Annotated in this window: 25 protein-coding genes and 1 pseudogene; 22 read left to right on the forward strand and 4 right to left on the reverse strand. The window is 53.1% G+C overall.

The genetic code is table 11. The features are described from left to right. Positions 1-42: 42 nt before the first annotated feature. Together NSU18_RS24310 and NSU18_RS24315 are read right to left on the reverse strand one after the other, a co-directional pair. Positions 43-1,347: an MFS transporter gene (locus NSU18_RS24310; RefSeq protein ID WP_341016635.1), complete on the reverse strand. Its 1,305-nt coding sequence runs from the start codon at positions 1,345-1,347 to the stop codon at positions 43-45. Beyond that, positions 1,348-1,908, reverse strand: coding sequence for an ArsR/SmtB family transcription factor (locus tag NSU18_RS24315; protein ID WP_341016636.1), 561 nt, complete (start codon positions 1,906-1,908; stop codon positions 1,348-1,350). A gap of 309 nt (positions 1,909-2,217) precedes the next feature. Here NSU18_RS24315 and tnpA point away from each other — a divergent pair, with 309 nt between their 5' ends. The 5 genes from tnpA to NSU18_RS24340 all read left to right on the forward strand — a co-directional run bounded on the left by tnpA (position 2,218) and on the right by NSU18_RS24340 (position 8,538). Beyond that, on the forward strand, positions 2,218-2,619 hold the full coding sequence (tnpA, locus tag NSU18_RS24320; RefSeq protein WP_341151095.1) for an IS200/IS605 family transposase: 402 nt from the start codon (positions 2,218-2,220) through the stop codon (positions 2,617-2,619). A gap of 6 nt (positions 2,620-2,625) precedes the next feature. Continuing rightward, positions 2,626-3,699 carry an IS200/IS605 family element RNA-guided endonuclease TnpB gene (tnpB, locus tag NSU18_RS24325; RefSeq protein WP_341150265.1) on the forward strand — a complete coding sequence of 358 codons (1,074 nt, stop codon included), beginning with the start codon at positions 2,626-2,628 and terminating at the stop codon, positions 3,697-3,699. A gap of 79 nt (positions 3,700-3,778) precedes the next feature. Beyond that, entirely contained in the window at positions 3,779-4,441 is a 663-nt protein-coding gene (locus tag NSU18_RS24330) for a DUF6483 family protein (RefSeq protein WP_341016638.1), read from the forward strand. A 90-nt stretch (positions 4,442-4,531) separates the two neighbouring features. Further along, positions 4,532-5,680, forward strand: coding sequence for a class I SAM-dependent methyltransferase (locus NSU18_RS24335; protein ID WP_341150266.1), 1,149 nt, complete (start codon positions 4,532-4,534; stop codon positions 5,678-5,680). A gap of 848 nt (positions 5,681-6,528) precedes the next feature. Continuing rightward, positions 6,529-8,538 carry an O-antigen ligase family protein gene (locus NSU18_RS24340; RefSeq protein WP_341016639.1) on the forward strand — a complete coding sequence of 670 codons (2,010 nt, stop codon included), beginning with the start codon at positions 6,529-6,531 and terminating at the stop codon, positions 8,536-8,538. A 499-nt stretch (positions 8,539-9,037) separates the two neighbouring features. On the opposite strand, the gene NSU18_RS24345 is transcribed toward NSU18_RS24340, so the two are convergent. Together NSU18_RS24345 and NSU18_RS24350 are read right to left on the reverse strand one after the other, a co-directional pair. Next, a complete protein-coding gene (locus NSU18_RS24345) occupies positions 9,038-9,691 on the reverse strand; it encodes an SdpI family protein (RefSeq protein ID WP_341150267.1) in 654 nt (217 codons plus the stop codon). 110 nt (positions 9,692-9,801) lie between these two features. Beyond that, positions 9,802-10,062: pseudogene (locus NSU18_RS24350) on the reverse strand (autorepressor SdpR family transcription factor); the annotation flags it as partial. Positions 10,063-10,365: 303 nt separating this feature from the next. Here NSU18_RS24350 and NSU18_RS24355 point away from each other — a divergent pair. The 17 genes from NSU18_RS24355 to NSU18_RS24435 all read left to right on the forward strand — a co-directional run bounded on the left by NSU18_RS24355 (position 10,366) and on the right by NSU18_RS24435 (position 22,806). Next, positions 10,366-10,980, forward strand: coding sequence for a DedA family protein (locus NSU18_RS24355; RefSeq protein WP_341150268.1), 615 nt, complete (start codon positions 10,366-10,368; stop codon positions 10,978-10,980). Beyond that, the gene (locus tag NSU18_RS24360) at positions 10,977-11,543 is read left to right on the forward strand and encodes a thioredoxin family protein (RefSeq protein ID WP_340751667.1); all 567 of its coding nucleotides are present in this window, start codon (positions 10,977-10,979) and stop codon (positions 11,541-11,543) included. The genes NSU18_RS24355 and NSU18_RS24360 overlap by 4 nt, the downstream gene beginning before the upstream one ends. Positions 11,544-11,548: 5 nt before the next feature. Continuing rightward, on the forward strand, positions 11,549-12,178 hold the full coding sequence (locus NSU18_RS24365) for an MBL fold metallo-hydrolase (protein ID WP_341018579.1): 630 nt from the start codon (positions 11,549-11,551) through the stop codon (positions 12,176-12,178). A gap of 218 nt (positions 12,179-12,396) precedes the next feature. Further along, positions 12,397-12,603 carry a hypothetical protein gene (locus tag NSU18_RS24370; protein WP_341150269.1) on the forward strand — a complete coding sequence of 69 codons (207 nt, stop codon included), beginning with the start codon at positions 12,397-12,399 and terminating at the stop codon, positions 12,601-12,603. A gap of 58 nt (positions 12,604-12,661) precedes the next feature. After that, entirely contained in the window at positions 12,662-13,204 is a 543-nt protein-coding gene (gene sigY / locus NSU18_RS24375; RefSeq protein WP_341016645.1) for an RNA polymerase sigma factor SigY, read from the forward strand. Beyond that, positions 13,194-13,514, forward strand: coding sequence for a DUF5345 family protein (locus NSU18_RS24380; RefSeq protein WP_341016647.1), 321 nt, complete (start codon positions 13,194-13,196; stop codon positions 13,512-13,514). The genes sigY and NSU18_RS24380 overlap by 11 nt, the downstream gene beginning before the upstream one ends. Positions 13,515-13,516: 2 nt before the next feature. Continuing rightward, a complete protein-coding gene (locus NSU18_RS24385) occupies positions 13,517-13,744 on the forward strand; it encodes a hypothetical protein (RefSeq protein ID WP_341016648.1) in 228 nt (75 codons plus the stop codon). A 40-nt stretch (positions 13,745-13,784) separates the two neighbouring features. Further along, positions 13,785-13,976: a PLD nuclease N-terminal domain-containing protein gene (locus NSU18_RS24390; protein WP_341016649.1), complete on the forward strand. Its 192-nt coding sequence runs from the start codon at positions 13,785-13,787 to the stop codon at positions 13,974-13,976. A gap of 53 nt (positions 13,977-14,029) precedes the next feature. After that, positions 14,030-14,887 carry an ABC transporter ATP-binding protein gene (locus tag NSU18_RS24395; RefSeq protein ID WP_341150270.1) on the forward strand — a complete coding sequence of 286 codons (858 nt, stop codon included), beginning with the start codon at positions 14,030-14,032 and terminating at the stop codon, positions 14,885-14,887. Further along, positions 14,884-15,657 carry an ABC transporter permease subunit gene (locus NSU18_RS24400; RefSeq protein ID WP_341016651.1) on the forward strand — a complete coding sequence of 258 codons (774 nt, stop codon included), beginning with the start codon at positions 14,884-14,886 and terminating at the stop codon, positions 15,655-15,657. Before NSU18_RS24395 ends, NSU18_RS24400 begins: the two co-directional genes overlap by 4 nt. Before the next feature lie 157 nt (positions 15,658-15,814). After that, positions 15,815-16,198, forward strand: a complete 384-nt coding sequence (locus tag NSU18_RS24405; RefSeq protein ID WP_036696310.1) for a hypothetical protein — start codon at positions 15,815-15,817, stop codon at positions 16,196-16,198. A 275-nt stretch (positions 16,199-16,473) separates the two neighbouring features. Next, positions 16,474-16,761, forward strand: coding sequence for an Asp-tRNA(Asn)/Glu-tRNA(Gln) amidotransferase subunit GatC (gene gatC / locus NSU18_RS24410; RefSeq protein ID WP_341016652.1), 288 nt, complete (start codon positions 16,474-16,476; stop codon positions 16,759-16,761). Between the two features lie 25 nt (positions 16,762-16,786). Further along, on the forward strand, positions 16,787-18,244 hold the full coding sequence (gene gatA, locus NSU18_RS24415) for an Asp-tRNA(Asn)/Glu-tRNA(Gln) amidotransferase subunit GatA (RefSeq protein WP_341150271.1): 1,458 nt from the start codon (positions 16,787-16,789) through the stop codon (positions 18,242-18,244). A 32-nt stretch (positions 18,245-18,276) separates the two neighbouring features. Further along, complete coding sequence (gatB, locus tag NSU18_RS24420) at positions 18,277-19,722, forward strand: Asp-tRNA(Asn)/Glu-tRNA(Gln) amidotransferase subunit GatB (protein WP_341150272.1); 1,446 nt, start codon at positions 18,277-18,279, stop codon at positions 19,720-19,722. A gap of 88 nt (positions 19,723-19,810) precedes the next feature. Then, entirely contained in the window at positions 19,811-20,284 is a 474-nt protein-coding gene (locus NSU18_RS24425) for a GNAT family N-acetyltransferase (RefSeq protein WP_341150273.1), read from the forward strand. A gap of 39 nt (positions 20,285-20,323) precedes the next feature. Then, a complete protein-coding gene (locus NSU18_RS24430) occupies positions 20,324-22,249 on the forward strand; it encodes a DUF4097 family beta strand repeat-containing protein (protein WP_341016659.1) in 1,926 nt (641 codons plus the stop codon). A gap of 125 nt (positions 22,250-22,374) precedes the next feature. Then, complete coding sequence (locus NSU18_RS24435) at positions 22,375-22,806, forward strand: Fur family transcriptional regulator (protein ID WP_036696300.1); 432 nt, start codon at positions 22,375-22,377, stop codon at positions 22,804-22,806. Positions 22,807-22,820: the final 14 nt, after the last annotated feature.

The following is a 22,820-nucleotide window of genomic DNA, read 5'->3' on the forward strand; positions in this document are numbered from 1 at the left end:
CCTTCTGTTTGTTGTGCAAAGCTGTTTCCGCTTGCCTGGATTTTATTGAAACTTACGGATCGCCGGAACGCACAGCACCAGGGCAACACAAGAGAGGCCCAGGCCGGAAAAAATAATAATGGTCGGTACTCCTCCGATCCGGTCGGCCAGCCAGCCGACTAAGATATATCCGACCGGCAGCAGGGCGAAGGACCCGAACATATCCAGACTGGCTACCCGTCCGAAGGCTTCCTTCGGAACAAGCTCCTGCAGGCTGATCTCCCAGATCAGTCCGAAGATCATTAATCCAAAGCCTTCTACGGCAAATAAGGTGACGGCTGCTGCCGGAGTGCCTGCGAACGGGAGCAGCAGCAGAGCAGCCCCGCTGATCATGGCGCCGCCGTAAGCCAGGATGCCGCGGTGATTCCATTTCGGCCGCAGGCCGTATAGCAGGCCGGCCGCTATGGCCCCGACACCGGAGAACGTAACGGCCAGGCCATAGAAATAGGGAGGCCAGCCGTGATGGACCTTGAACAGCCAGGGAAGAAGGACGCTGATTACCCCTGTATAACATATATTGACGAAGCAAAAGGCGAGAATTGTAATCCAGAGCCAGGGCTGGCTCCGGAGAACAAGTATTCCTTCGGCGAAATCCTTCCTCCAGTGCGGAGTGGCAGAGGTCCCGGCAGCAGGCTTAGCCGGGATTTCCGTCTCAACGGCAGCAGATTGCAGCCGGGCCATCATCACTCTGCGCAGATAGATCAGGCAGATGAGGGAGATAAGATAGGTGAAGGCATCAATTCCGAAGCCGATGCCCGCGGACAGGCGGGTAATCAGCAGTCCCCCTAACGCGGGACCGATCAGCCGCACGGACTGGGTTGTGATCTGAGTTAGAGAATTCGCTGCTACGCGGATATCCGGAGTGAATACGGTAGCGCGGACGGCAGCGTAGGCAGGCTGGAATAAGCCGTCCAGCAGGCCGTAGCAGGCAACAAGTCCATAGAGCAACGGAATGCTCAGCACTCCGGTCAAGGACAGCACAGCCGTCGTAATCATAACGACGAACCGGGCAATATCGGCCAGCATCATAATCCGTACACGGTCGTAGCGGTCGACAATATGGCCGGATACCGGCAGCATAATTACATTAGGCAGCATATAGGCGGCCATGACCATCCCCATAATGGTGGTGGAGCCGGTCAGGGAATAGACCAGGACAGGCAGGATAACCATGGTTACCGAGCTGCCCAAAAAAGAAACTAAATGTCCCAGCCACAGGTAAGGAAAGGCGCGGGATTGCCGGAAAGGGGCCGCGAAGCCTTCAAGCGGATGATGCTTCAGTTGTCCGGAAGGGCCAGTGGTGCTCATCTATTGCTGTGCCTCCTCTTCCCGCTGTGCAGCAGCATCGACAGACTGCAAACGGCCCAGCATCACTTCTACGCCGTATTCGTCACCTTCCGTTACCTTGGACTCCCAGGCGGTAATCAGCTGCAGCAGCTCCTGGTGGAACTCCGCAAGCTCCTGAGGAGAGAGAGTAAGTCTGGTAGTGAAATGCCGGGTTTGGTCTTCTTTGCGGAAGTTAAGGCTGCGAAGCGCTTCCGAGTGGAACATCGTACCTTTGGAACGGTAAAATTTCTGGATGATGCCTCCTGCGGCTTCTGTACGGACAAGCTCCAGCAGACCGCCCTCATAGAGCTTGACGATATGGTAGTGAATATTACCCGGAGTCTTGTTCAGCTTCTCCGCAACCTGCTTGGATGTAAGCGGCTCTGCCGACAGCGTGTGCATAATTTTAATCCGTAAGGCGCTCTCCAGCAGCTTATCCTGTTCCGGGGTAACGTTCAAAAGCCGGTTGCTTGCCTGCAAGTCCGGTTGAGCTGAAACGGCTGTTGTGAAGGAGTCTTGCATTTTGCCGGTTGGTTTGGTCATCAATAAGCCTCCTATGCAGGGTCCGTATTAACAGGTATACAGTCTGTATCCAATTTACGGTCTGTTAAATAGTTCGATCTGTAATACAGATTGGGTAACTGGATTATAGTTCATCGTTATAGTGTGGTCAAGACTTAACTCCGCAGAGTGGCGCCGGAGAGACGAATAGTTTAACCCTCAGTTGACAGAATTCTCCCATCTTCTTTAAGTGGGGGATGAATGGAAACGGTCTAATCTACATGGATTCTAACCGCCTGAGATGCTATAATTAAAGTGTTCAGTCGTATCTTGGGAAGGTCGGTGAAGTTAATGAAATTAGACTCAAATAACCATTCAGTGTTCTCCCTTCACTTTCACCTTATTCTAGTCATCAAGTATCGTAGGAAAGTCATTACAGATCCCATATCCGAACGTCTGAAAGAGATATTTGCATCCATTCAGCCTACTTACAATGTGACTTTGCAGGAATGGAATCATGACAGGGATCACGTTCATATTTTAATGAAAACTCATCCTAATACCGACATTTCTAAATTTCTCAACGCTTATAAGAGTGCATCATCTAGGCTGATCAAGAAGGAGTTTCCTACCCTCCGAACATCACTTTGGAAAGAGGCTTTTTGGTCACGCTCCTATTGCTTGCTTACAACGGGTGAAGCGCCAATAGACGTCATTCAAAAATACATCGAAACCCAAGGGGGGAAAGGGTGATCACCATTGCTGAAAGCCTACAAATACCGTATCTATCCAAGCCATGGGCAACAACACTACTTCGCTAAAGTGTTCGGATGCGTTCGCTTCATCTACAACAGAATGCTTGCAGATAAAATGGAACATTACAAGCAAACGGAAACGATGCTGAGGAATACACCCGCACAATACAAAAAGGAATTCGACTGGCTGAAAGAAGTCGATAGTCTTGCCTTAGCGAATACACAACTGAATTTAGACAAGGCTTATACGAATTTTTTTCGGGATCAGAAAACGGGATTTCCTAAATTCAAGAGCAAGAAGACGAATCATCATAGCTTCACAACGAATAACCAAAATGGAGCAGTGGCCATAGAGGATGGATATCTCAAGATTCCAAAGCTAAAAACGGGCATCAAAATCAAGCTACACCGCCCATTCGGGGGGCTGATCAAATCATGCACGATTTCAAAAACACCAACGGGAAAGTATTATGCTTCCGTATTGGTTGAAACGGATATCGTCCAGTTGCCCAACATGCATACGAAGATTGGCGTTGATCTTGGGCTGAAAGACTTTGCGATAACTTCAAATGGCGAAATCCTATCCAATCCTAAATACTTGCGTACGTCTGAAAAGCGGTTAGCGAAGCTGCAAAAGGATGTATCACGGAAGAAGAAGGGAAGCCATAACCGTCATAAGGCTAGGCTGAAAGTGGCCAAGCACCATGAAAAAATAGCGAATCAGCGTAAAGACTTCTTGCATAAAACGTCTGCCCAAATGATAAACGAAAACCAAGTTATCGTGATGGAAGACTTGCGTGTAAAGAATATGCTGAAGAATCACAAACTTGCAAAAGCGATTAGCGAGGTATCTTGGAGTATGTTCCGTTCGATGCTTGAATATAAGGCTCAATGGTATGGCAGAGAGCTTATTATTGCCCCTAAGCACTATGCAAGCAGTCAGCTTTGCTCCTGTTGCGGTTATAAGAACGCAGAGGTGAAGAATCTCGCCTTGCGAGAGTGGACTTGTCCAGAATGTAACGTGCATCATGATCGGGATGTAAATGCTGCTCAAAACCTACTGAAACTAGCCATGTGATATTGCAAGGATTGGGCTAGGGACTAGCCTTTGAGCTTGATACAGAAGAGAAGCAACTGCGTAACGAAAGGAGCTCGGTATGTTCCGGAGAGATTATATTGTACGGATGATTGAGGATATGACGGCGATGGTCGCCAAGGTGCTGACCTTGAAGCAGGATAAAAAAACAACGGAGGCGCTGTGGGAGGTAGATGAGCTGCTGATGCGGCATTTTCGCCTGAATTCGCGTCTGCTTAATTCGTTGTCTGTAGAGGATATTATTGATATGTTTCGTCTCGGAGGAGTGCTGGAGGCTGATAAGCTGCAAGGAGTAGCCCGGCTGCTGAAGGAGGAAGGCGGGATTTACGCGGCCAAAGGAGACCGGGATGCAGCCCTGTTCAGGGCGATGCGTTCCCTGCATTTATTCATCTATGCCGATCTTCATGGTGCGGACCGTGAACTGCTGAACATGACGGAAGAGATCCATGAGCTGCTTGAGGAGGTGGGGCCGTATCGCCTTCCCGCCAAGACCGAACGCCTCCTGATGGCTTACCACGAATCCCGGGGACTATACGCCAAGGCGGAGGACAGTCTCTACCGGCTCTGGGAGCAGGGGGAGAATGTAGCGGAGGAAGGCAGGGCGCTGTATGAACGCCTGCTGCTGTTATGTCCGGAGCAGTTAGACCAGGGCGGTCTTCCGCTAGAGGAAGTGCGGCAGGGCATGGAAGAATGGAGCAAGCTTACCGTTAATGCTATAATGTAACGATATTCAGGAGACTACGTGCTCTATTTTATGAACCCGAAAGTGAGATGTACCCATTTGGAAGCGTTGAAGGACTTGATCGAGCAAGTGATGACCGGCCGCACTCTGATTACGGCTACACTAAGCCAACTGCGCAGCAAGGGCGACGCCCCCTACAATAAAGTGCAGGTTAAGCCTGTTGAGCTAAAAGGAAAGCTGCATTATCAGTTTGCCTATTACATCGGCCCTAAGGTCGAACACCGCAACATTCCCGCAGAGGAGGCCGCTGGAGAGATGCTCTCTTTGCTGAGGGACACCTTCCGCCAAGGTCTGCTGTGTACGGCTGGTGCCGACTACCAAGTGCTGATCAGCAAGAAATACAAGGTATCTATTCTGACCAAATCCGCCAGCAAACAGGAAGCGCCGGATCTGGCCCATAACCGCCGGAAGCAGTATGTGCTGGATGAAGGGGAGCCGGTGCCATTCCTGGTCGAGCTTGGCATTATGAACAGCGAAGGCAAGGTGCTGGCCAAGAAATATGATAAGTTCCGCCAGATCAACCGGTTCCTGGAGATGGTTCAGGATGTGCTGGGCGATCTGCCGGCAGGCCGGCCGCTGACGATTGTGGATTTTGGCTGCGGCAAGTCTTATTTGACCTTCGCGTTGTATCACTATCTCGCCGTCCGCGAGCAGCGGGAGCTGAATATTGTCGGCCTTGACCTTAAGGCGGATGTCATTGCGCACTGCGATGCGCTGGCTGCCAGGCTGGGCTATGACCGGCTGAAGTTCCTGGTGGGCGATATCGCGGACTATAATGAGCTGGATCAGGTGGACATGGTGGTCACGCTGCATGCTTGTGATACCGCCACCGATGCTGCACTGGAGAAGGCCGTGCGCTGGGGCGCATCGGTAATCCTCTCGGTGCCCTGCTGCCAGCATGAGCTGTTCGCGCAGGTCGAGAGCGAGGTGCTGAATCCGCTGCTGTCACACGGCATCCTGAAGGAGCGGTTCTCGGCGCTCGCCACCGATGCGATCCGGGCGAAGCTGCTGGACCTGATGGGCTACCGCAGCCAGCTGCTGGAATTCATCGACATGGAGCACACCCCGAAGAACATCCTGATTCGCGCCGTCCGCAGCGACAGCGGCGATCAGGCCGCCAAATGGCGCGAATACACGGCATTCCGCGATTTCCTCGGCGCGAAGCCTTATCTGGAGCGCGTCTGCTCCGACCTGCTGCCCGCCGGCAGTCCGGAAGCTTAATTTATGTGATGAATAGTTAAGGGTATGACAGAACGGCTGCTTCCTGATGGGGGCGGCTGTTTTTGTGCTGCTAGGTGCATAAGTGCTCCTCAATTGAGCGTGATAGCTGTGTTTGGTGGAATGAGGAGCATAAGTGCTCTTCATTTGAGCGTGTGAGCTACTTTTGGTTGAATCAGGTGTATAAGTGCCCTTCATTCGCGCGTTTGAGTTAACTTAGGGGGACCAGTTGCCTCTTCTGTTTTCCAGTATATATGGGCAGACTGTTAAGCATCATGAGTAATAGGAGATTTAGGATGCGCGTGAAAGGGTATGAACGGCAAAGTGAATGGTTGGTTACTTTGGTTTGCGGGTTGGCGTTAATAGCAGCGGGGACAGCGGCCTGTGTGCTGAGAGGTTTCTTTTTCACCGGGGAGATGTATTTGTTCTTGACGGTGTGGTTTGGCTTGTGCGGGGTCTTGCTGGGATTGGTAATTATCTATATGGCGGCTGGCAGAGGGGCTGGGCTGAGGCTGCACAAGGTAGATCCGAAGTTGTCTGGTGGTTACTTAAATAGGACGCAAATTGAGGAACAGTTTGAACGCAGAGAGAATACCCGGGAGTTGGCTGGCAGTATAGGTAGAGTAAGGGGGCTGGCTGTCTGGGGGTTACTCAGCGGTTGTGTGCTACTATGTCTCTTGTATGCTATTCAATCACTGGGCAGTCCCGTATCCGCGCAAGGAACGCTAAATGAAATGCTGCGCTCAGGCTTCTACACCAGCTTTATGATATTTGCTTTGTTGGCGGCACGAACCCGTCGGGGAGGGGCCCTTCTTGCGGCAGTGTGGCATCTGCTTGGAATTGCTATTAGTTTGTCAGCCCTTTTGGCGGTCTGCGGAGGTCTGCCGGTTCCTTATGCGGTGGCTTATACCCAATCGCCCGGGGTCAGTGCTACTGGTGCCAGGCTGGCCGGACTGCTTCAGTATCCGAATGCCTTTGGTGCGGTGATGGCGGTGTATCTGCTGGAACGGCTGTTTGCTGCCGCTTATAGCTTCTGGCCTGGAGAGTCTCAGGAAGGTGCGGGCAGCAGTGCGGTGCGTGCGAGTGTCAGCGGAGCGGGTGAGGTAGGGGCAGAAGGTGCGGGGGCGGGAAATATTGCTGAGCGTACGGATGTTAGCAGAGCGGGTGAGGTAGGTACAGAAGGTGTGAACGCGGGCAATAATTGGGTATGCACGGGTGTCGGCGGAGTAGATGAGTCAGGTGCAGAAACTGCGGGTGCGGGCAATAATTCGGTACGTTCAGGTGTCGGCGGAGTAGATGAGTCAGGTGCAGGAGATGCAGGCATCATTGCAAAGCGGACCAGAGCCTGGTCCGCTTCGCAATGGCTAAGAGCGGCGCGCCTGCTGCCGCTCTTCCCGTACGCCGCCGCGCTGCTGCTCAGCGAGTCGCGCGGCGCATGGCTGGCTGCGGCTGCCGCCGGTGCCGCAGCCCTTCTCCTGAAGCGGCAACTGTTCGTGCCGCTTCTAATCACCGGCGCCGCCCCCGTTGCCGCGGCGGCGCTGCTCTACCGCCAGCTGGCCCGCTCCGGGCTGGCGGCAGAGCCCCTGCCCGGCCTGCTGCTGCTGGCCGGGCTCTGGGCCGGCGCGTGGCTGGCCGGCCTATGGCTGCACCGCCGCAGCTGCCATGCGGCGGGCGGGGTCCGCGCCGCCGTGCTGGCGCTGGCGGCGGCGGGCTGGACGGCGGCGGCCAGCGCCGTCCTGCTGCTGGTACGCGCGCGGATCACCGGGCCGTCACCGACGGCCGCCGCGCGCGGGCTGTTCTACCGCGATGCCTGGAAGCTCGCGGCAGAAGCGCCCTGGCTGGGGCGCGGGGGCGAGACCTGGCGGCATACGTACCTTGCCGCCCAGTCCCGCCCCTACGTAGGCAGCCAGGTGCACAGCGGTTACCTCGACATCCTGCTGAACCTCGGGATGGCGGGTCTGGCTGCGGTCCTCCTGCTGCTTCTGGCCGCAGGAGGGTTGGTATTCAAGGCGTCACCAAGACTGCTTCCGCCTCTGCTCGTAATCGTGCTGCATAGCGCAGCCGATTTCGACTGGAGCTATGGACTGGTCTGGCTGCTGCTGCTCCTGCTGCCCGCCTGGGCAATTGCCGAAGCAAACAGCCGGACCGCTGGGACGGCTGTGCCTACAGTTCTGCATGACTCCCGTTGGTGGCGCAGCAAGCCGCATGGGCAGCGAAGGAACCGGCCGCGCCGATTATGGATTTATGCAGGCATAACCGTTCTCTGTGGGCTGACCCTCCTGTGCAGCGCTTTTTCCTTTCAGGCCATGAAGGGGGCTGCCCTATTCAAGCAGGCGGTCAGAGAGAATGATCCTGCCGTACGAATTATACTGCTGCAGCAATCACTGAGATGGAATCCGAGAGAGCCGCAGACTGCGGTTGCTTTATCGCGGCTGCTTCCACAGAAGCAGGGGGTTGATCTGCTCCTGCGAAGCCTGTCATTCTCTCCGGGGGATGTTGCTCTTTATAGGGGGCTTGCGGCAAGTTATCTGCACGGCAGTGATCCTGGAGCAGCGTTGTACTGGGTCCGCCGAAGTCAACAGACAGATCACTTTAATGCTGCGGGGCGGCTTGCCGCTTTAAGAGGAATGCTTGAGATGGGGGAACGCAGCTTGGCAGAGGGAGACAGACGTATAGCGGCGGACAGCGCGACGGCGGGATTAGAGCTGCTGCGGCAGTACAGCCTGCTGACCACCATGGAGCAGGACAGAGGACCGCAGCACAATGACCGCAACTTTACCCTGCTTCCGCAGAGCGAAGAGATCTACTTTCAGTTAACACATTTACAGTTCCGGGCGGCGCTTAGCTCCAATGACAGATAAGACGCATCTCAGAGTGTAATTCGGAGCTTGACCGCCGTTGCGGTAAATACATCAGCATAATGACCGCAGCTTCAACCTAGTAGAACATCAGATTCAAACAAGCGATTTCATTTCATAAATGTGGTAAGGGATGAAGCTGCGTTCGTAGCCAAAAACAGGGATAAGTGTATTCTGTACAACTAAAAACAGTGAAACGGGTGGACTTCCTCGTCTAATTGTAGTCTGTACAACTAAATTTACCCGGATGGGCGAAAATCCAGAACTAGAGGTATTTTAATTGCACGAACTACAACTAAACGGAGATTTGGAAGCACATCGGGTGATTTAGTTGTACAAATTACAACTAAGCCTACCCCGTGCACCTTAATTAGGGTGAGGTAAACCCTCAGCAAGCTATTAGTCAAAGTAATTTTCACACGTTTAAATCTGATGAGCTACTAGGACTGCCTGCCGCTGCTCATCACCCGAGTCTCAGTTCCTACCCATCCTCCAACTAATCTCAAGCCTTAACACGCCGCGAGATCAGCCATGAGTAAACAATAGGGAGAACAATCATGATTACCAGAGCGGTGATGATCATGCTGATCGACAGCGTAACGGGCATGAAGGCGGCAAGCACAATTAGTAGACCGCCGGTCACCCACATCCTTCCGGAGAAGCGGTGGGTTCTCCGCCATACGGCGGGGTTATGGAGCGTCCAGGGCGTGCGGATTCCCGTGAAATAATTATCTCTGATCTGCGGCAGGAAATTTCCTGTTGCAGCCAGCAGCAGTCCGATGCTTACAAGCACCCATTTTCCGGCGGCAAATTGCTCATCAAGCCCGAAGCTGACCGACAGGACAAGAGCGGCATCACACATAACCGCAACGGTGAGACGGACCATTTTGTAAGCGCCCGGGAACTTATTATAATTCTCTCCCTTGGGGTCAACATTGCGTATGAACTGCATCATTAGCGGAAAAACCAAGCCCAAAAAAGAGAACAAGGCGATAACCGAACCCTTGCTCCAGTAAGTATTGACCTGGCCGGTTATACCGAATTGGGCGGGCAGCTGATCCGGCAGCTTGCCGTAATTGACCAGCGCGTAGCCCAGTGAGAGGAGCCCGAGAATGACAATCAGCGTATCCTGCCACTTCCATGTGAAATTCTTCATCAATGTTCATCCTCCGTATGTTTAATAGCGTGCGGGTTACTTTTCCCTTTGGTCCCGGAGCCCTTTGAGCCAGCATCCGCCTGAGCTTCCGGTTGGCGGTCCCTGTTTCCCTTGCCCGTACCCGTCAATTCCAGGAACCAGCCAAGCACCTCTTCAAGTACCGTGGAGTCCAGCGAATAGACGATGAATTGCCCGTTACGTTCGTCCTGCACCAGCCCCGCGTGCTTCAGCGCATTGAGGTGGTGAGAGATGCTGGGCTTGGTCATATTGAAAAAATCCGCGATTTCCCCGGCCGTCCGGTCTTTTTCACGCAGCAGCCGGAGAATTTGCCTCCGGGTCGGGTCGGAGAGCGCTTTGAACGATTCATTCAACTCCATATCCTCCTTTCGATATTTAAGTAATTATCTAAATATATAATACGACCCGATTCCAATCTTTGTCAATACAGAAGCTCCTATATGCTTCACGCTATAAATTATCCTTCATGTCCCGCTGAAACGCTACCGTCCTTTAAAAGAACAGCAAAGCCGTTTACGCTTGCATTCCTTAAGTAGAAGTCGTAAGCCTGCATATGCTAGAATAGGCTAGGAGAAGCTGGATACATAGAGCGGTTAAGCAGATGGGTTCTGCCAGCAGAATACCAGGCTATTACGCCATACGGGAGGAGACCTGCAGTGCAATTTATATCTGATATCATTTCACATTTGTTTGAATGGATTCAGTCTCTGGGCTACTTCGGGATTATGATCGGGCTCATGATTGAAGTCATTCCAAGTGAGATTGTCCTGGCGTTTGGCGGCTATTTGGTCTCACAAGGCGATATTAACTTTTTTGGTGCCGTGCTGTTCGGTACCGTCGGGGGAGTAGTCGCCCAGATCTTCGTTTATTGGATTGGCCGTTATGGCGGCAGGCCTGTGCTGGAGAAGTACGGCAAGTACATTTTTATCTCCAAAAAGCATATTGACCACTCCGAAGAATGGTTTCAAAAGTATGGGACCGGTGTGATTTTCACAGCCCGCTTTATCCCGGTTGTCCGCCATGCCATATCGGTTCCGGCTGGTATTTCCCGCATGCCGCTGGGCAAATTCACTTTGTTGACAACCCTTGCAGTTATTCCGTGGAGCGCGTTGTTTGTCTATCTGGGGTATACGCTCGGAGACAAGTGGAAGACCATTGATGAGGTCGCAGCCAAGTACACTCATGAGATTCTTCTGGGCGCCATTGCGGTAATTATTCTGTATTTCCTGTTCAAGTGGTACAAATCCAAAAAGAAGGGTAGTGCAGTATGAAGCAGAATGTAGCATCCAAATTTGGCCAAGGCCTGACTCCGCGCCAGTTCGTGGAAGCCATGACGAAGAACCAGCAGGCTTTTGAATCCTGGTATGAGAAGTTCGCCTGGGAAGACGAGAGTGACCGCGAATATTTCGAGAGCCTGAATCACCGTGATGATCTGCGTGTGCTGATTCTGGCTGCGGACTGGTGCGGAGATGTGGTCCGCAATGTTCCGGTCGTCTTCCGGATTCTGGAGACTGCAGGCATCAAGACGGAAGTGCTGATTCTCGAAGAGAACCAGGAGCTGATGGACAACTTCCTGACCATGGGCGGACGCTCCGTACCCATCGTGATATTTGCGGATACCGGAGGTTATGTACTGGGGCAGTGGGGACCGCGTCCGGAGCATGTCCAGACCCTGATGAGAGAATTCAAACGGGAGAACCCGGACCGCGAAGCAGCGGACTATGACAGCAAAATTACCGAAGTGCGCAAAGCAATGGGGCAAGCCTACGGAGAAGGAACGGAATCACACGCGGTTATCGCCAAAGAGCTGCGCAGTTTGATCTCCGGATTCTAATGCCGATGCTTAATATTCGTTCCTATAATCTGGGGGCACTCCAGACCAATGCCTATCTTCTGACAGGGGCAGACCCTAAGCGCGGTGTCATCATTGATCCGGGGGCTAATCCTGCGGGTCTTCTCCGCGGCGCCGAAGGAATGGAGATTGAGGCGATTCTGCTGACACATGCCCATTTCGATCATATTGCCGGGCTGGACGAGGTCCGCAAAGCCAAGAAGTGCCCGGTCTATATCCATCCGCTGGAGAGTGAGTGGCTGGGCAGCCCGAAGCTGAACGGCTCCTTGATGTGGCCTGATACCACGCCTCCCATCAGCACAGATCCGGCAGAATACGATTTGGCGGAAGGCCAGATTCTGAAGCTGCTCGGCCTTTCTTTCCGTGTGCTGCATACGCCGGGACATTCGCCGGGCAGCGTCAGCTTTTTATGCGGGAATGATCTGTTCGCCGGTGATGTCTTGTTCAAAATGGGAGTGGGACGTACCGATCTTCCGGGCGGCAGAGAACGGGATCTGATTGATTCGATCCGCGGCAAGCTCTACCGGCTGGATGAAGAAGTGAGAGTGTTCCCGGGACATGGTCCGCGAACCTCAATCGGCTATGAGAAGCTGCACAACCCGTATGTTCCGATGTAGGAAGGAATATCAATTGGGATGATTGTGCATTGTAACGACATCCTCTGGCTGGATTTGACACAAACCGGGAAATTAGAGGTAGACAAGCCGGGGCCAGGTTGTTACAATATGGTTAATTAAATGTAACATTTACCTCGCGAAGCACGCAGACTGTGGAATAATCCCGGTTTGCGTTCTTTTTTTTGCCTAAAGATATGAATTTTTTAGGGGGAAGCAGAATGAAGAATAATATGCATTTCCAGCTGGATTACGGGGAATTGGAAGCGAATGATTCATTGATAGCAGAGCGGAATGAAGTGAATGATCTGACCGGGAAGAGTGATACTAAGTATACGCTGTTCTGGAGCTTTCCCGGAGGCAAGGGGGCTGTACAGCCATGGAGACGCAGACTGTGGGAGCTGCAGAATAATTCGGACTCTGAATGAACGATAGCTATTACATAGACGTATTACAGGTGTGACAGAAGAGATAAGGGGAGGGGCTATGGGCGACAGGACGCTGGAGATGATCAGTCAGGCACAGCAGGGTGACGCTGCTGCACTGGCCGTGCTGCTGCAGGAGCATTATCCCTTCCTGTACAAGTATCTGATCAAAGCGACACTTGACCCTTTGCTTGCGGAAGAGATTGCGCAGGACACGATGGTCAGATGCATGGAGAAGATCGGGACATATAACGGGACCTCGGCATTTTCTTCTTGGCTGATTACCATTGGCAGCAGGTTGTACATTGACCGTAAGCGGCGCTGGAGCCGTGAGGCGCAGTGGCGGGAAGGGCAGATGCAGGAGCAGGGGAACCGCAGTTTACGCTGGAGCTTTGAGAGCCGGAATATGGAGTGGAGTGAAGTGCTCGACGCCTTGTCGCGTCTATCCTCTGCGCACAGAATGGCTGTACTGCTGAAGCATTATTACGGGTACAGCTATGATGAGATCGGGGAGATGCTGGAGATCCCTTCCGGAACGGTCAAATCACGGGTAGCTGCCGGACTGGGTCAACTGCGAAAGGAGCTGAATGAGGATGAGGTTTAAGAGTGACGAGGAGCTGCTGGGTAAGCTGTCCACGGAGCTGGATCATCTGGATATGCTGTATGCCGATGTTACTCCGCCCTCCTTGCCGGAGCTGGAGCAGCTTATTGCCGGGGAAGCTGTCCGCCGGAGGAAGCGGCGCCGTAAGGAGCTGCTGCTATTCCTATTGGTGGCTCTTGTGCTGGTTACCATAGTGATTTCTGTTCTAAGCACAGCGCCGGTGCTGTATTGGAGTCTGCAGGCAGTGTTCATCCTGGGCGCACTTGGCAGCCTGGGAGCAGCGCGGATCAGACACGGGCGGGAGGAATCATAATCGTGAAGGAGCTGCAGGAGATACCTATTTGGCTCTGGATGATTATTGCGGCCTTACTGCTGCTGCAGGGAACCTGGCTGTTCCACGATGCCAGAGACAGAGGTCAGGGGATGAAGGCCTGGTTGTGGGGAATCTGGGGACTTACCGGGGCGCCCTCACCGGCAGTATGTTACCTGCTGTTTGTAGTTCTTCCAGATAAGCGCAGACGGAAGGCCGGAAGGAGCCGCTGAGACAATAGCTGATTGCCGGGGAGATAAGGAGGATATGGCTATGAATGATTTGAATTGGGGTTTGATTGGGCCGCTGCTTGCACTGCAGGTCGTGCTGGCAATAATCGGTCTGATTTCTCTGAGCAAGACAGAGCAGGTACGCGGACCAAAATGGATGTGGGTGCTGTTCTTGATTTTGGGCAACCTGCTGGGCAGCGTGGCTTATTTCACGCTGGGAAGGAAAGAGTTCTGATGCCGCTCTTAGAGGTTAAGGATCTTCACAAGAGCTTTAAGGGGCATCCCTCAGTGAATGGCATCAGCTTTGGAATTGAAGCGGGACGCTGTGTCGCGCTGCTCGGACCCAATGGAGCCGGGAAGACAACTACGCTGCGTATGCTTGCCGGTCTTCTGCCGCAGACTGCCGGAACAATCACTTTTGACGGGTCTCCGGGGACGGATTACCGCCGGCAGCTGGGCTATCTGCCGCAAGCCCCGGCTTTTTACAACTGGATGAGCGGGCACGAATATATCGTATTTGCCGCCAGGATGAGCGGCATGAATGCGCGGGAGGCTGCGGCGGCATCGGGCGATGTGCTGGAGCGTGTGGGACTGGGTTCTACGGCACGGCGGCGGATTGGCGGTTATTCCGGGGGTATGAAGCAGCGCCTCGGGCTGGGCCAGGCCCTGGTACACCGCCCGCGTCTGCTCTTGCTGGATGAGCCTGTCTCCGCGCTTGATCCTATCGGACGCCGGGAAGTCATGGAGCTGCTTAGGGACATCCGGGAGGAGACAACCGTTATTTTCTCCACGCATGTGCTGCATGATGCGGAAGAGATATGCGATGATGTCGTATTGATGAACCAGGGGGCTATAGCCGTTCAAGGAACCTTGTCCAGTCTCCGCGCAGAATACAGTCTGCCAGTAATCCGGCTCACTACTGGGAAGGAAGAATCGGCTGTCCGCTGGCTAGAAGGGCTTAGACACAAGGATTTTATCGAAGAAGCGCTAATTTCGGATAGCAAGGCCATGTTCAATGTCACGGATGTAGCACTCGCCCGCCGGACGCTTTTGCAGGAAGCTGTAGAGCTGGATATTCCGCTGCTGCAATTTGAAGCAGGCTCATCGACACTGGAGGACCTGTTCATGAAGATGGTGGGAACATGAGGAAGCTTTGGGCTCTGTATTTGAAGGAGATGCTGGAGAATGTGCGCAGCTATAAGCTGATATGGGTTCCCGTGGTGTTTATTGTTCTGGGAATTATGCAGCCGCTGGTGAGCTTTTATATGGCGGATATCCTGGCGTTCTCTTCCAATGTCCCGGCTGGACTGATGGAGAATATGGAGAGACCGGCCGCGTCCTCTGTAATGGCTCAGGCCCTAAGCCAGTATGGAACAATTGGCATGCTGATTCTGGTGCTGGGAACGATGAACAGCCTGGCAGGAGAGCGCAGCAGCGGCACCTCCGAACTGTTAATGGCTAAGCCGGTCTCCTCTATATCCGTTGTTGCAGCCAAATGGGCCGCGAACTTCACGGTGCTGGTTATTGCCATTGGGCTTGGGGCAGCGGGAGCAGCTTATTACACAGTACAGCTTATGGGAGCTTTATCCTGGGGGGATGTCATTGTAGCGTCTGGATTGTATGCGCTGTGGCTGCTCTGTGCAGTGTCGCTTACGCTGCTCTTCAGTGCCTGGCTGCGCGGGCCTGCAGCTGCCGGCCTGTCACTCTTGCTGGCAGCGGTCATGAGTCTCGTAAATGGCCTGTTGCCAGTTAAGCTGAACTGGATGCCTGCTGCTCTGCCCGGAATGTCTGCCGCTGTGCTTGCAGATGGGGGCACCGGAGTGAGCGTGGCACCAATTGTCTCTGCATTGCTCCTGATTATGATTTGTATTACCGGTGCCTCACTGCTCGCTGGAAGAAATAAATTACCAGTCTAGCAAGCTTTGCAATAAGAAAGCGATCTTTCATGAATTTTCAGAGTGTTTTCTGCGAAAATTCATCGTACAGTCATCCTGCTGCTGGACAGCTCTATCTTTTTTTAGTAGACTGTTGAAACAAGCAAATCCATGATAGATTTTGTCAGGAGGTAGGATGATGCTGCGTTTAGGAGAGAAGATTGTCATTGTCGCAGACGCTTTTGAGCAGAGTCTTCCTATCGGAGACTATGGCTACCTGATTGCTTACGACCGCAATCCAGATAATGCGTTTGATTATGTCATTCGTGTTCCCGAAGCTAACCGGAATTTCTATGTTACGGCAGAGGATATTGAGGCCGAGGAGCAATTGCTGGTAGCAGAAGCTGAAAGAGCCACGCACGAAGCGCTGATAGATTATGCACTGTCAACGTACAACGAGAAGCTGTTCCATCACCTGATGAACGGCGAAGAAGTTGAAGCGGAAGAGATAGAGACAACATCCCCAGAAAGTTTGTCCCAGGCGGATTTCATCAAGCAGGTGAATCTTCGCGCTTGGATTTAAGTAAGAGCCGGCGAAATGCCGGCTTTTTTGTATCCTCTGCTTCCTGCACAACGTACACCAATCCCGTATTTGATCTGCTAAGCTGCATTAAACCTGCTCCATGTGACTCCATGTGCAACAATCGCAGTGCCGCCCCCTAGCTGCAGGAATTCTGTAAGCTTACTCTCCATATATCCCCCTCAATCGACAAGCGCATTGAATTGTAAGGCCGTCTACCCTATAATTAAAAACGTTATCCGGGCGCTTTAGCCCTTTAAACAGGAGGGATATTCATTATGAGCATCACCGTCAAAGATGTGCAGCATGTGGCCAAGCTGGCCCGACTGCAATTAAGCCCGGAAGAAGAGGCTACCTTCACCGAACAAATGAATGCTATTTTACAATATGCCGAGAAGTTGAATGAGCTGGATACCGAGAATGTTCCGCCGACCACCCATGTGTTGCAGGTTAGCAATGTAATGCGTGACGATGTGGTCAAGGAGAGCCTGGCCCAGGAGGCAGCTCTGCTTAACGCACCTGAAGATGAAGACGGACATTTCAAGGTTCCCGCTGTTCTGGAATAACCCATACCTGAGAGGAGGAAGCAAGTTGAGCCTGTTTCAATACCGATTACCTGAAGTACATAACATGCTGAACACCAAAGCGGTCTCGGTCAGTGAGCTGACCGAAGATTCGCTATCCGTTATTGCGGAGCGTGACAGTAAGGTTCATGCCTTTTTGACACTGAATGAAGAGGGAGCCCGTGCCAAGGCACGCGAGCTTGATGACAAGCTCGCGTCCGGGGCTTCACGCGGTCTGCTCTTCGGACTGCCTGCCGGTATTAAGGATAATATCGTGACCCAAGGTTTGCGCACCACCTGTGCCAGCCAATTTCTCACCAATTTCCAGCCGGTCTATGATGCGACCGTAGTCTCCAAGCTGCGTCAGGCTGATGCCGTCACTATGGGGAAGCTGAACATGGACGAGTTCGCCATGGGCGGGTCCAATGAGAATTCCAGCTTCGGCGCTGTACGCAATCCATGGGACCTGGAGCGTGTTCCAGGCGGTTCGAGCGGCGGTTCGGCAGCAGCGGTTGCAGCCGGGGAAGTCTTCTTCACCCTCGGTTCAGACACAGGCGGCTCCATTCGCCAGCCGGCCTCCTATTGCGGAGTAGTCGGCCTTAAGCCTACGTATGGCCTGGTTTCCCGTTACGGGCTGGTCGCTTTTGCTTCCTCCCTGGATCAGATCGGTCCGATTACCCGTACCGTGGAGGATTCCGCATATGTCCTGCAGGCAATTGCCGGTTACGATGCCCAGGATTCCACCTCAGCTAAGGTTAACATACCTGATTATCTGAACTCGCTGACCGGTGACATCTCGGGTCTGCGGATTGCCGTACCTAAGGAGTACTTAGGTGAAGGTGTGGATGCCCAGGTCCGTGAATCGGTGCTCGCAGCACTCAAAGTGCTGGAAGGCCTTGGGGCAGTGTGGGAAGAGGTCTCTCTTCCGCATACAGAATATGCTGTAGCCGCTTATTATCTGCTCTCCTCCTCGGAGGCTTCCTCCAACCTGGCCCGTTTTGACGGTGTCCGTTACGGAGTGCGTGTGGATGATGGGGGCGGATTACTGGATCTGTACCATAACTCCCGCAGCCAGGGCTTCGGCCCTGAAGTCAAACGCCGGATCATGCTCGGCACCTACGCGCTCAGCTCCGGATATTATGATGCCTATTATTTGAAGGCACAGAAGGTCCGCACCTTGATCAAGCAGGATTTCGACGAAGTGTTCCGCAAGTATGATGTTGTCATCGGGCCGACTGCGCCAACTACAGCCTTCAAGCTGGGCTCGCAGACTGAAGATCCGCTGACCATGTATCTGAATGACATCCTAACCATTCCTGTCAGCCTTGCCGGTATTCCTGCCATCAGTATCCCTTGCGGCTTCGCGGAAGGTCTGCCTGTGGGCCTGCAGATTATCGGCAAGGAGTTTGATGAGAGTACGGTACTGCGCGTAGCGCATGCCTTTGAACAACATACAGAGCATCACAAGGCCCGCCCGCAACTGTAGCTTGAAGTTAGTTGACCATAAACTTTTAAGGGATGAGATTATCTATGTCTAAATATGAAACGGTCATCGGGCTGGAAGTTCATGTGGAGCTTCATACCAAGTCCAAAATCTTCTGCGGCTGCTCCACTGAATTCGGCGCGCCGCCTAATACACATACCTGCCCGGTTTGTCTCGGTCACCCCGGTGTACTGCCGGTGCTGAACCGCCAAGCGGTGGAGTATGCCATGAAAGCGGCAATGGCTCTGAACTGTACGATCGGCGATGTCAGTAAATTCGACCGCAAGAACTATTTTTACCCTGACTCTCCAAAAGCCTACCAGATCTCGCAATACGATCAGCCTATCGGCCTCGGCGGCTGGATTGATATTGAAGTGAACGGAGAGACCAAACGGATCGGGATCACCCGTCTTCATCTGGAAGAGGACGCGGGTAAGCTGACGCATGTGGATGGAGGCTTCGCTTCACTGGTTGACTTCAACCGTGTGGGAACGCCGCTGATTGAGATTGTGTCGGAGCCTGATCTGCGTTCGCCGGAGGAAGCGCGTGCTTACCTGGAGAAGATCCGCGCTATTATGCAGTACTGCGATGTGTCCGATGTGAAGATGGAGGAAGGCTCCATGCGTTGTGATGCCAACATCAGCCTGCGGCCGGCAAGCCAGGAAGAATTCGGTATCCGTGCGGAACTGAAGAATATGAACTCCTTCCGCGGGGTTCTGCGCGGGCTGGAGTACGAACAGATCCGCCAGGCAGAGATCCTGGATGACGGGGGAGTCGTTGTACAGGAGACCCGCCGCTGGGATGAAGCCGGAGGCAAGACCTTGTCCATGCGCGGCAAGGAGGAAGCCCATGACTACCGTTATTTCCCGGACCCGGATCTGATTGTGCTGCATATCGACGATGCATGGAGGGAAGCGATCCGCTCCACCATTCCCGAGCTTCCAGATGCCCGTCGGGCGCGTTACAGCGAAGAATTCGGCCTGACTGCCTATGATGCCGGAGTGCTCACCTCCTCCAAGCCGCTTGCGGACTTCTTCGAGGGCAGTCTGGCCTTCACGCAGGATGCCAAGGCTGTCGCTAACTGGATGATGGGCGATCTGCTCGGATATTTGAACAGCAATAATCTGGAATTATCCCAGGTGAAGATTACGCCGCAGGGATTGGGCGAGATGATCGGCCTGATCGCAGGCGGAACCATCAGCAGCAAAATCGCCAAAACGGTATTCAAAGAAATGCTGGAGAGCGGAAAGCTGCCGGCGGTTATTGTGGAAGAGCAAGGCCTCGTTCAGATCAGCGATGAAGGGGCGATCAAACGAATCGTTGAGGAAGTGGTCGCGGCCAATCCGCAATCGGTCGAAGACTACAAGGCGGGTAAGCAAAAAGCCATCGGCTTCCTTGTAGGACAGGTCATGAAGGCAAGCAAAGGGAAGGCTAACCCGGGTCTTGCGAACACCCTGCTCACAGAAGTGTTGAACAGATAGACTGCTTTTGGGTAATAGATCATAGAATCTTGGCACAGGGCTTGTCGGCAACGGCAGGCTCTGTGCGGTATATAAGGGGAATGTACGGATGGATACAATCGTGAAGCTGAATCTGCAGGATGAGTTCACGCTGGATGAACTGTGGAGCCTTCAGCATAAGGCATACCGCTTGGAGGCGGAGATCATCGGGTTTCGTGACATACCGCCGCTGCTGGAGACGAGGGACATGCTCAGCCGGGTTACAGAGGATTTCTATGGCTGCTTCGATGAGACGGAGGAGCTGCTCGGCGCTGTTGCAGTTATGGAGGAGTCTCCCGGCAAGCTAACGGTTACCCGGATGATGGTCAGCCCGGATCATTTCCGCCAAGGCGTGGCCGGAAGGATGTTAGAATTTATCTTTGCCCGTTATGCGGAGATGGAGCAGTTTATCGTATCTACTGGGAAGCTGAACCTTCCGGCAGTGACGCTCTATACCAAGCATGGGTTCATTCCTGCCGGGTCCGAAGAGGTGGCTCCGGGAGTAGAACTGCTGGAGCTTCACCGGCCAGGCAGGCTGAAATGACAAGAGTACATACCACTTTAGAAAGGAGGAGTACCGAGAATGAATTCCGGTTATCAGAATCATGAGGAGCTTCCCGTGCGGGAGGAAGAGAACGAGGCAGACATGCCGCTGTCTGAAGCAGACGGAGAATTGAAGCGCCCCTACATCCCTCCCCGTCCCAAGCGCCGTCCGCGCAAACGTAAATTTATAGCCGGCCTGCTTGCTGCAGTGCTTCCCGGCACGGGACATCTCTATCTCGGGCTGCTCCGCAAAGGGATTTCTGTCATTTTCCTTATTGTGCTGGATATTGTGGCACTGCTGTATTTCTCATCTATCGGGATGCAGATTAATGTACCGCTGCTGATTTTACTGGGGCTGCTGATCCCGGTGTTATACTTCTATAATGTGTTTGACGCGCTCCAGACCGCAGACCGGATTCTGCGTTATCCTGAAGAGCATGATCCTGAAGAGCTGGAGACCATGAGTGGCGGTACCACCTCAAGACGACGCGTAAGGATCAGCGAGCCGGGCATTTCCTTTGGCCTCCTGCTGCTTATCGGCGGGGCGCTGCTCTTCCTTTTTCAGCAAAAGCCGCCCTGGCTTCGCGTATTCATTGAGACCTCTGCCGGTGCTGCCGTCTCCGTGGTGCTGATAGGACTTGGCCTGCTTATGGGAATCAGAGAAATGGCCAGGGACTCCATAGCGCGTCAGGACAAGGAGCGTAAGAAACGGCGGATCGGCAGATATACGGCCTCAGTAACGCTGGCTGCTGTCGGAATCCTGCTTCTCCTGGACTGGCGCGATGGAACAGATTATATGATGCTGCTGCTCAAATGGTGGCCCATCATTCCGGTATTATGGGGAGTAGAGTATCTGCTGATCTATATTCTTTTCCGCCGGCTGAAGCAGAATGGTACGGCTGGAAGAGCGCGTATGGATCTGCGGGGATTGTTCTCTGCGGTAATACTGGCTGCCTGTGTGTTTATCGTAACCGAGCAGGAGCACTATCTGCATTTGTGGAACAAGGTGAGTCTTAACCTGACCGTGGCGGCGGTCGATTACGGGGAAGCGGAAGGAAGCTCTTATACGAAGGCTCCGGTAATGGTGCCGGTCGAACTGAACACCTCCAAGGTCAATATTGACGCTATTAATGGAGACATTCTCATTCACCGGGCTGCTGTGGAGGATATCGAGATTACGGCAACCGTATGGGTGGACCAGTTGGACGGGGTACTGGCTGAATCCATAGCCGATCAGTCTTTTGTCGAGGTGACAGAGGGCACAACGATCAAGATTACACCCCAGAGTAAGGCGTACGGTGAATCCGGCAAACGCCAGCCGCGGATTAACCTCGATATCTCCCTGCCGGAAGACCGGCGGTTCGACCTGAACGTCCGTACGATGAACGGCGGAATTACGCTGCAGAATGTGGAAGCTATTGCAGACATCTCGCTGGAGACAGGGAACGGGGAGCTGATCCTGCACCGCATTTACGGCAATGTAAAAGGTAAAACCTTAAACGGCGCAGTACGCGCCAGAGATGTCCTGGGCAATGTGGAGCTGGGGACAAGCGGAGGCGATATGGGGGCCTGGGATGTCAGAGGCGCTCTGAAGCTGTCCACGGCAGTCGGCAACATTACGGCATATGACAGCGGGGATACACTGGATCTGTCCACGAAGAACGGCAATGTGGAGGTATCCGGAGCAAGATCCAAGCTGCATGCCGAATCCCTGAACGGCCGGATCAGCATCCGCTCCGGAGATTTCGGGGGAGACTGGGATATTTACAGTGCAGTGGGGGATATTGAACTATTCCTGCCGCTGACGGGTAATTATACGGTGGAAGGCTCCAGCGGCTATGGAGACATCGTAACAGACCTGCCAGGGCTTGTGATTGATAAAAAGGTGCTTTCCGGCCAAATCGGAACCGGCGAATTCAAGCTGCGCGTAGACGGAAACAGCAATTTAAATGTGAGCAAATATTGAAATAAGGAATTTTTATTATATAATAATGAATATAATGTAATGACTTCATTGACAACGTAGAAAGCAGAGTCATACAATTACATTAGAATTATTATTAAGTTGTATAATCAAAGGCGGTGGCATGGATGGGTAGTGGCGTACAGCATGCATTGGAGCAACTCAAAACAACCGGTGTTCGTATTACGCCTCAGCGTCATGCGATTCTAACGTATCTGATGGAAGCGATGAATCATCCTACGGCAGACGACATCTACCGGGCTCTTGAGCCTCAATTTCCGAGCATGAGCGTGGCAACTGTGTATAACAATCTTAAGATGTTCATGGAAGCAGGTATGGTCCGTGAGCTGACCTACGGTGATAATTCCAGCCGTTTCGACGCCAATGTATCTGATCATTATCATGTTATCTGCCAGGAATGCGGCAAGATTGAGGATTTCAGCTATTCTACTCTTCATGAGGTAGAGCTGCAGGCCGAACAGGCTACAGGCTTCAAGATTCATGGATTACGTATGGAGCTGTACGGTGTGTGCAAAGGCTGCGGCGAGAAGCAGCACTGAATGAAATAGTACCG

It is taken from the genome of Paenibacillus sp. FSL H8-0048 (assembly GCF_038002825.1).
Classification (GTDB): Bacteria; Bacillota; Bacilli; order Paenibacillales; family Paenibacillaceae; genus Paenibacillus_AQ.

Coding starts and splice junctions, on each gene's coding strand:
- NSU18_RS24310 (WP_341016635.1), bottom strand. CDS start 1,347: ATGAGCACCACTGGCCCTTCCGGACAACTGAAGCATCATCCGCTTGAA.
- NSU18_RS24315 (WP_341016636.1), bottom strand. CDS start 1,908: ATGACCAAACCAACCGGCAAAATGCAAGACTCCTTCACAACAGCCGTT.
- tnpA (WP_341151095.1), top strand. CDS start 2,218: ATGAAATTAGACTCAAATAACCATTCAGTGTTCTCCCTTCACTTTCAC.
- NSU18_RS24330 (WP_341016638.1), top strand. CDS start 3,779: ATGTTCCGGAGAGATTATATTGTACGGATGATTGAGGATATGACGGCG.
- NSU18_RS24335 (WP_341150266.1), top strand. CDS start 4,532: ATGACCGGCCGCACTCTGATTACGGCTACACTAAGCCAACTGCGCAGC.
- NSU18_RS24345 (WP_341150267.1), bottom strand. CDS start 9,691: ATGAAGAATTTCACATGGAAGTGGCAGGATACGCTGATTGTCATTCTC.
- NSU18_RS24360 (WP_340751667.1), top strand. CDS start 10,977: ATGAAGCAGAATGTAGCATCCAAATTTGGCCAAGGCCTGACTCCGCGC.
- NSU18_RS24365 (WP_341018579.1), top strand. CDS start 11,549: ATGCTTAATATTCGTTCCTATAATCTGGGGGCACTCCAGACCAATGCC.
- NSU18_RS24370 (WP_341150269.1), top strand. CDS start 12,397: ATGAAGAATAATATGCATTTCCAGCTGGATTACGGGGAATTGGAAGCG.
- sigY (WP_341016645.1), top strand. CDS start 12,662: ATGGGCGACAGGACGCTGGAGATGATCAGTCAGGCACAGCAGGGTGAC.
- NSU18_RS24380 (WP_341016647.1), top strand. CDS start 13,194: ATGAGGTTTAAGAGTGACGAGGAGCTGCTGGGTAAGCTGTCCACGGAG.
- NSU18_RS24390 (WP_341016649.1), top strand. CDS start 13,785: ATGAATGATTTGAATTGGGGTTTGATTGGGCCGCTGCTTGCACTGCAG.
- NSU18_RS24400 (WP_341016651.1), top strand. CDS start 14,884: ATGAGGAAGCTTTGGGCTCTGTATTTGAAGGAGATGCTGGAGAATGTG.
- NSU18_RS24405 (WP_036696310.1), top strand. CDS start 15,815: ATGCTGCGTTTAGGAGAGAAGATTGTCATTGTCGCAGACGCTTTTGAG.
- gatC (WP_341016652.1), top strand. CDS start 16,474: ATGAGCATCACCGTCAAAGATGTGCAGCATGTGGCCAAGCTGGCCCGA.
- gatB (WP_341150272.1), top strand. CDS start 18,277: ATGAGATTATCTATGTCTAAATATGAAACGGTCATCGGGCTGGAAGTT.
- NSU18_RS24425 (WP_341150273.1), top strand. CDS start 19,811: ATGGATACAATCGTGAAGCTGAATCTGCAGGATGAGTTCACGCTGGAT.
- NSU18_RS24430 (WP_341016659.1), top strand. CDS start 20,324: ATGAATTCCGGTTATCAGAATCATGAGGAGCTTCCCGTGCGGGAGGAA.
- NSU18_RS24435 (WP_036696300.1), top strand. CDS start 22,375: ATGGGTAGTGGCGTACAGCATGCATTGGAGCAACTCAAAACAACCGGT.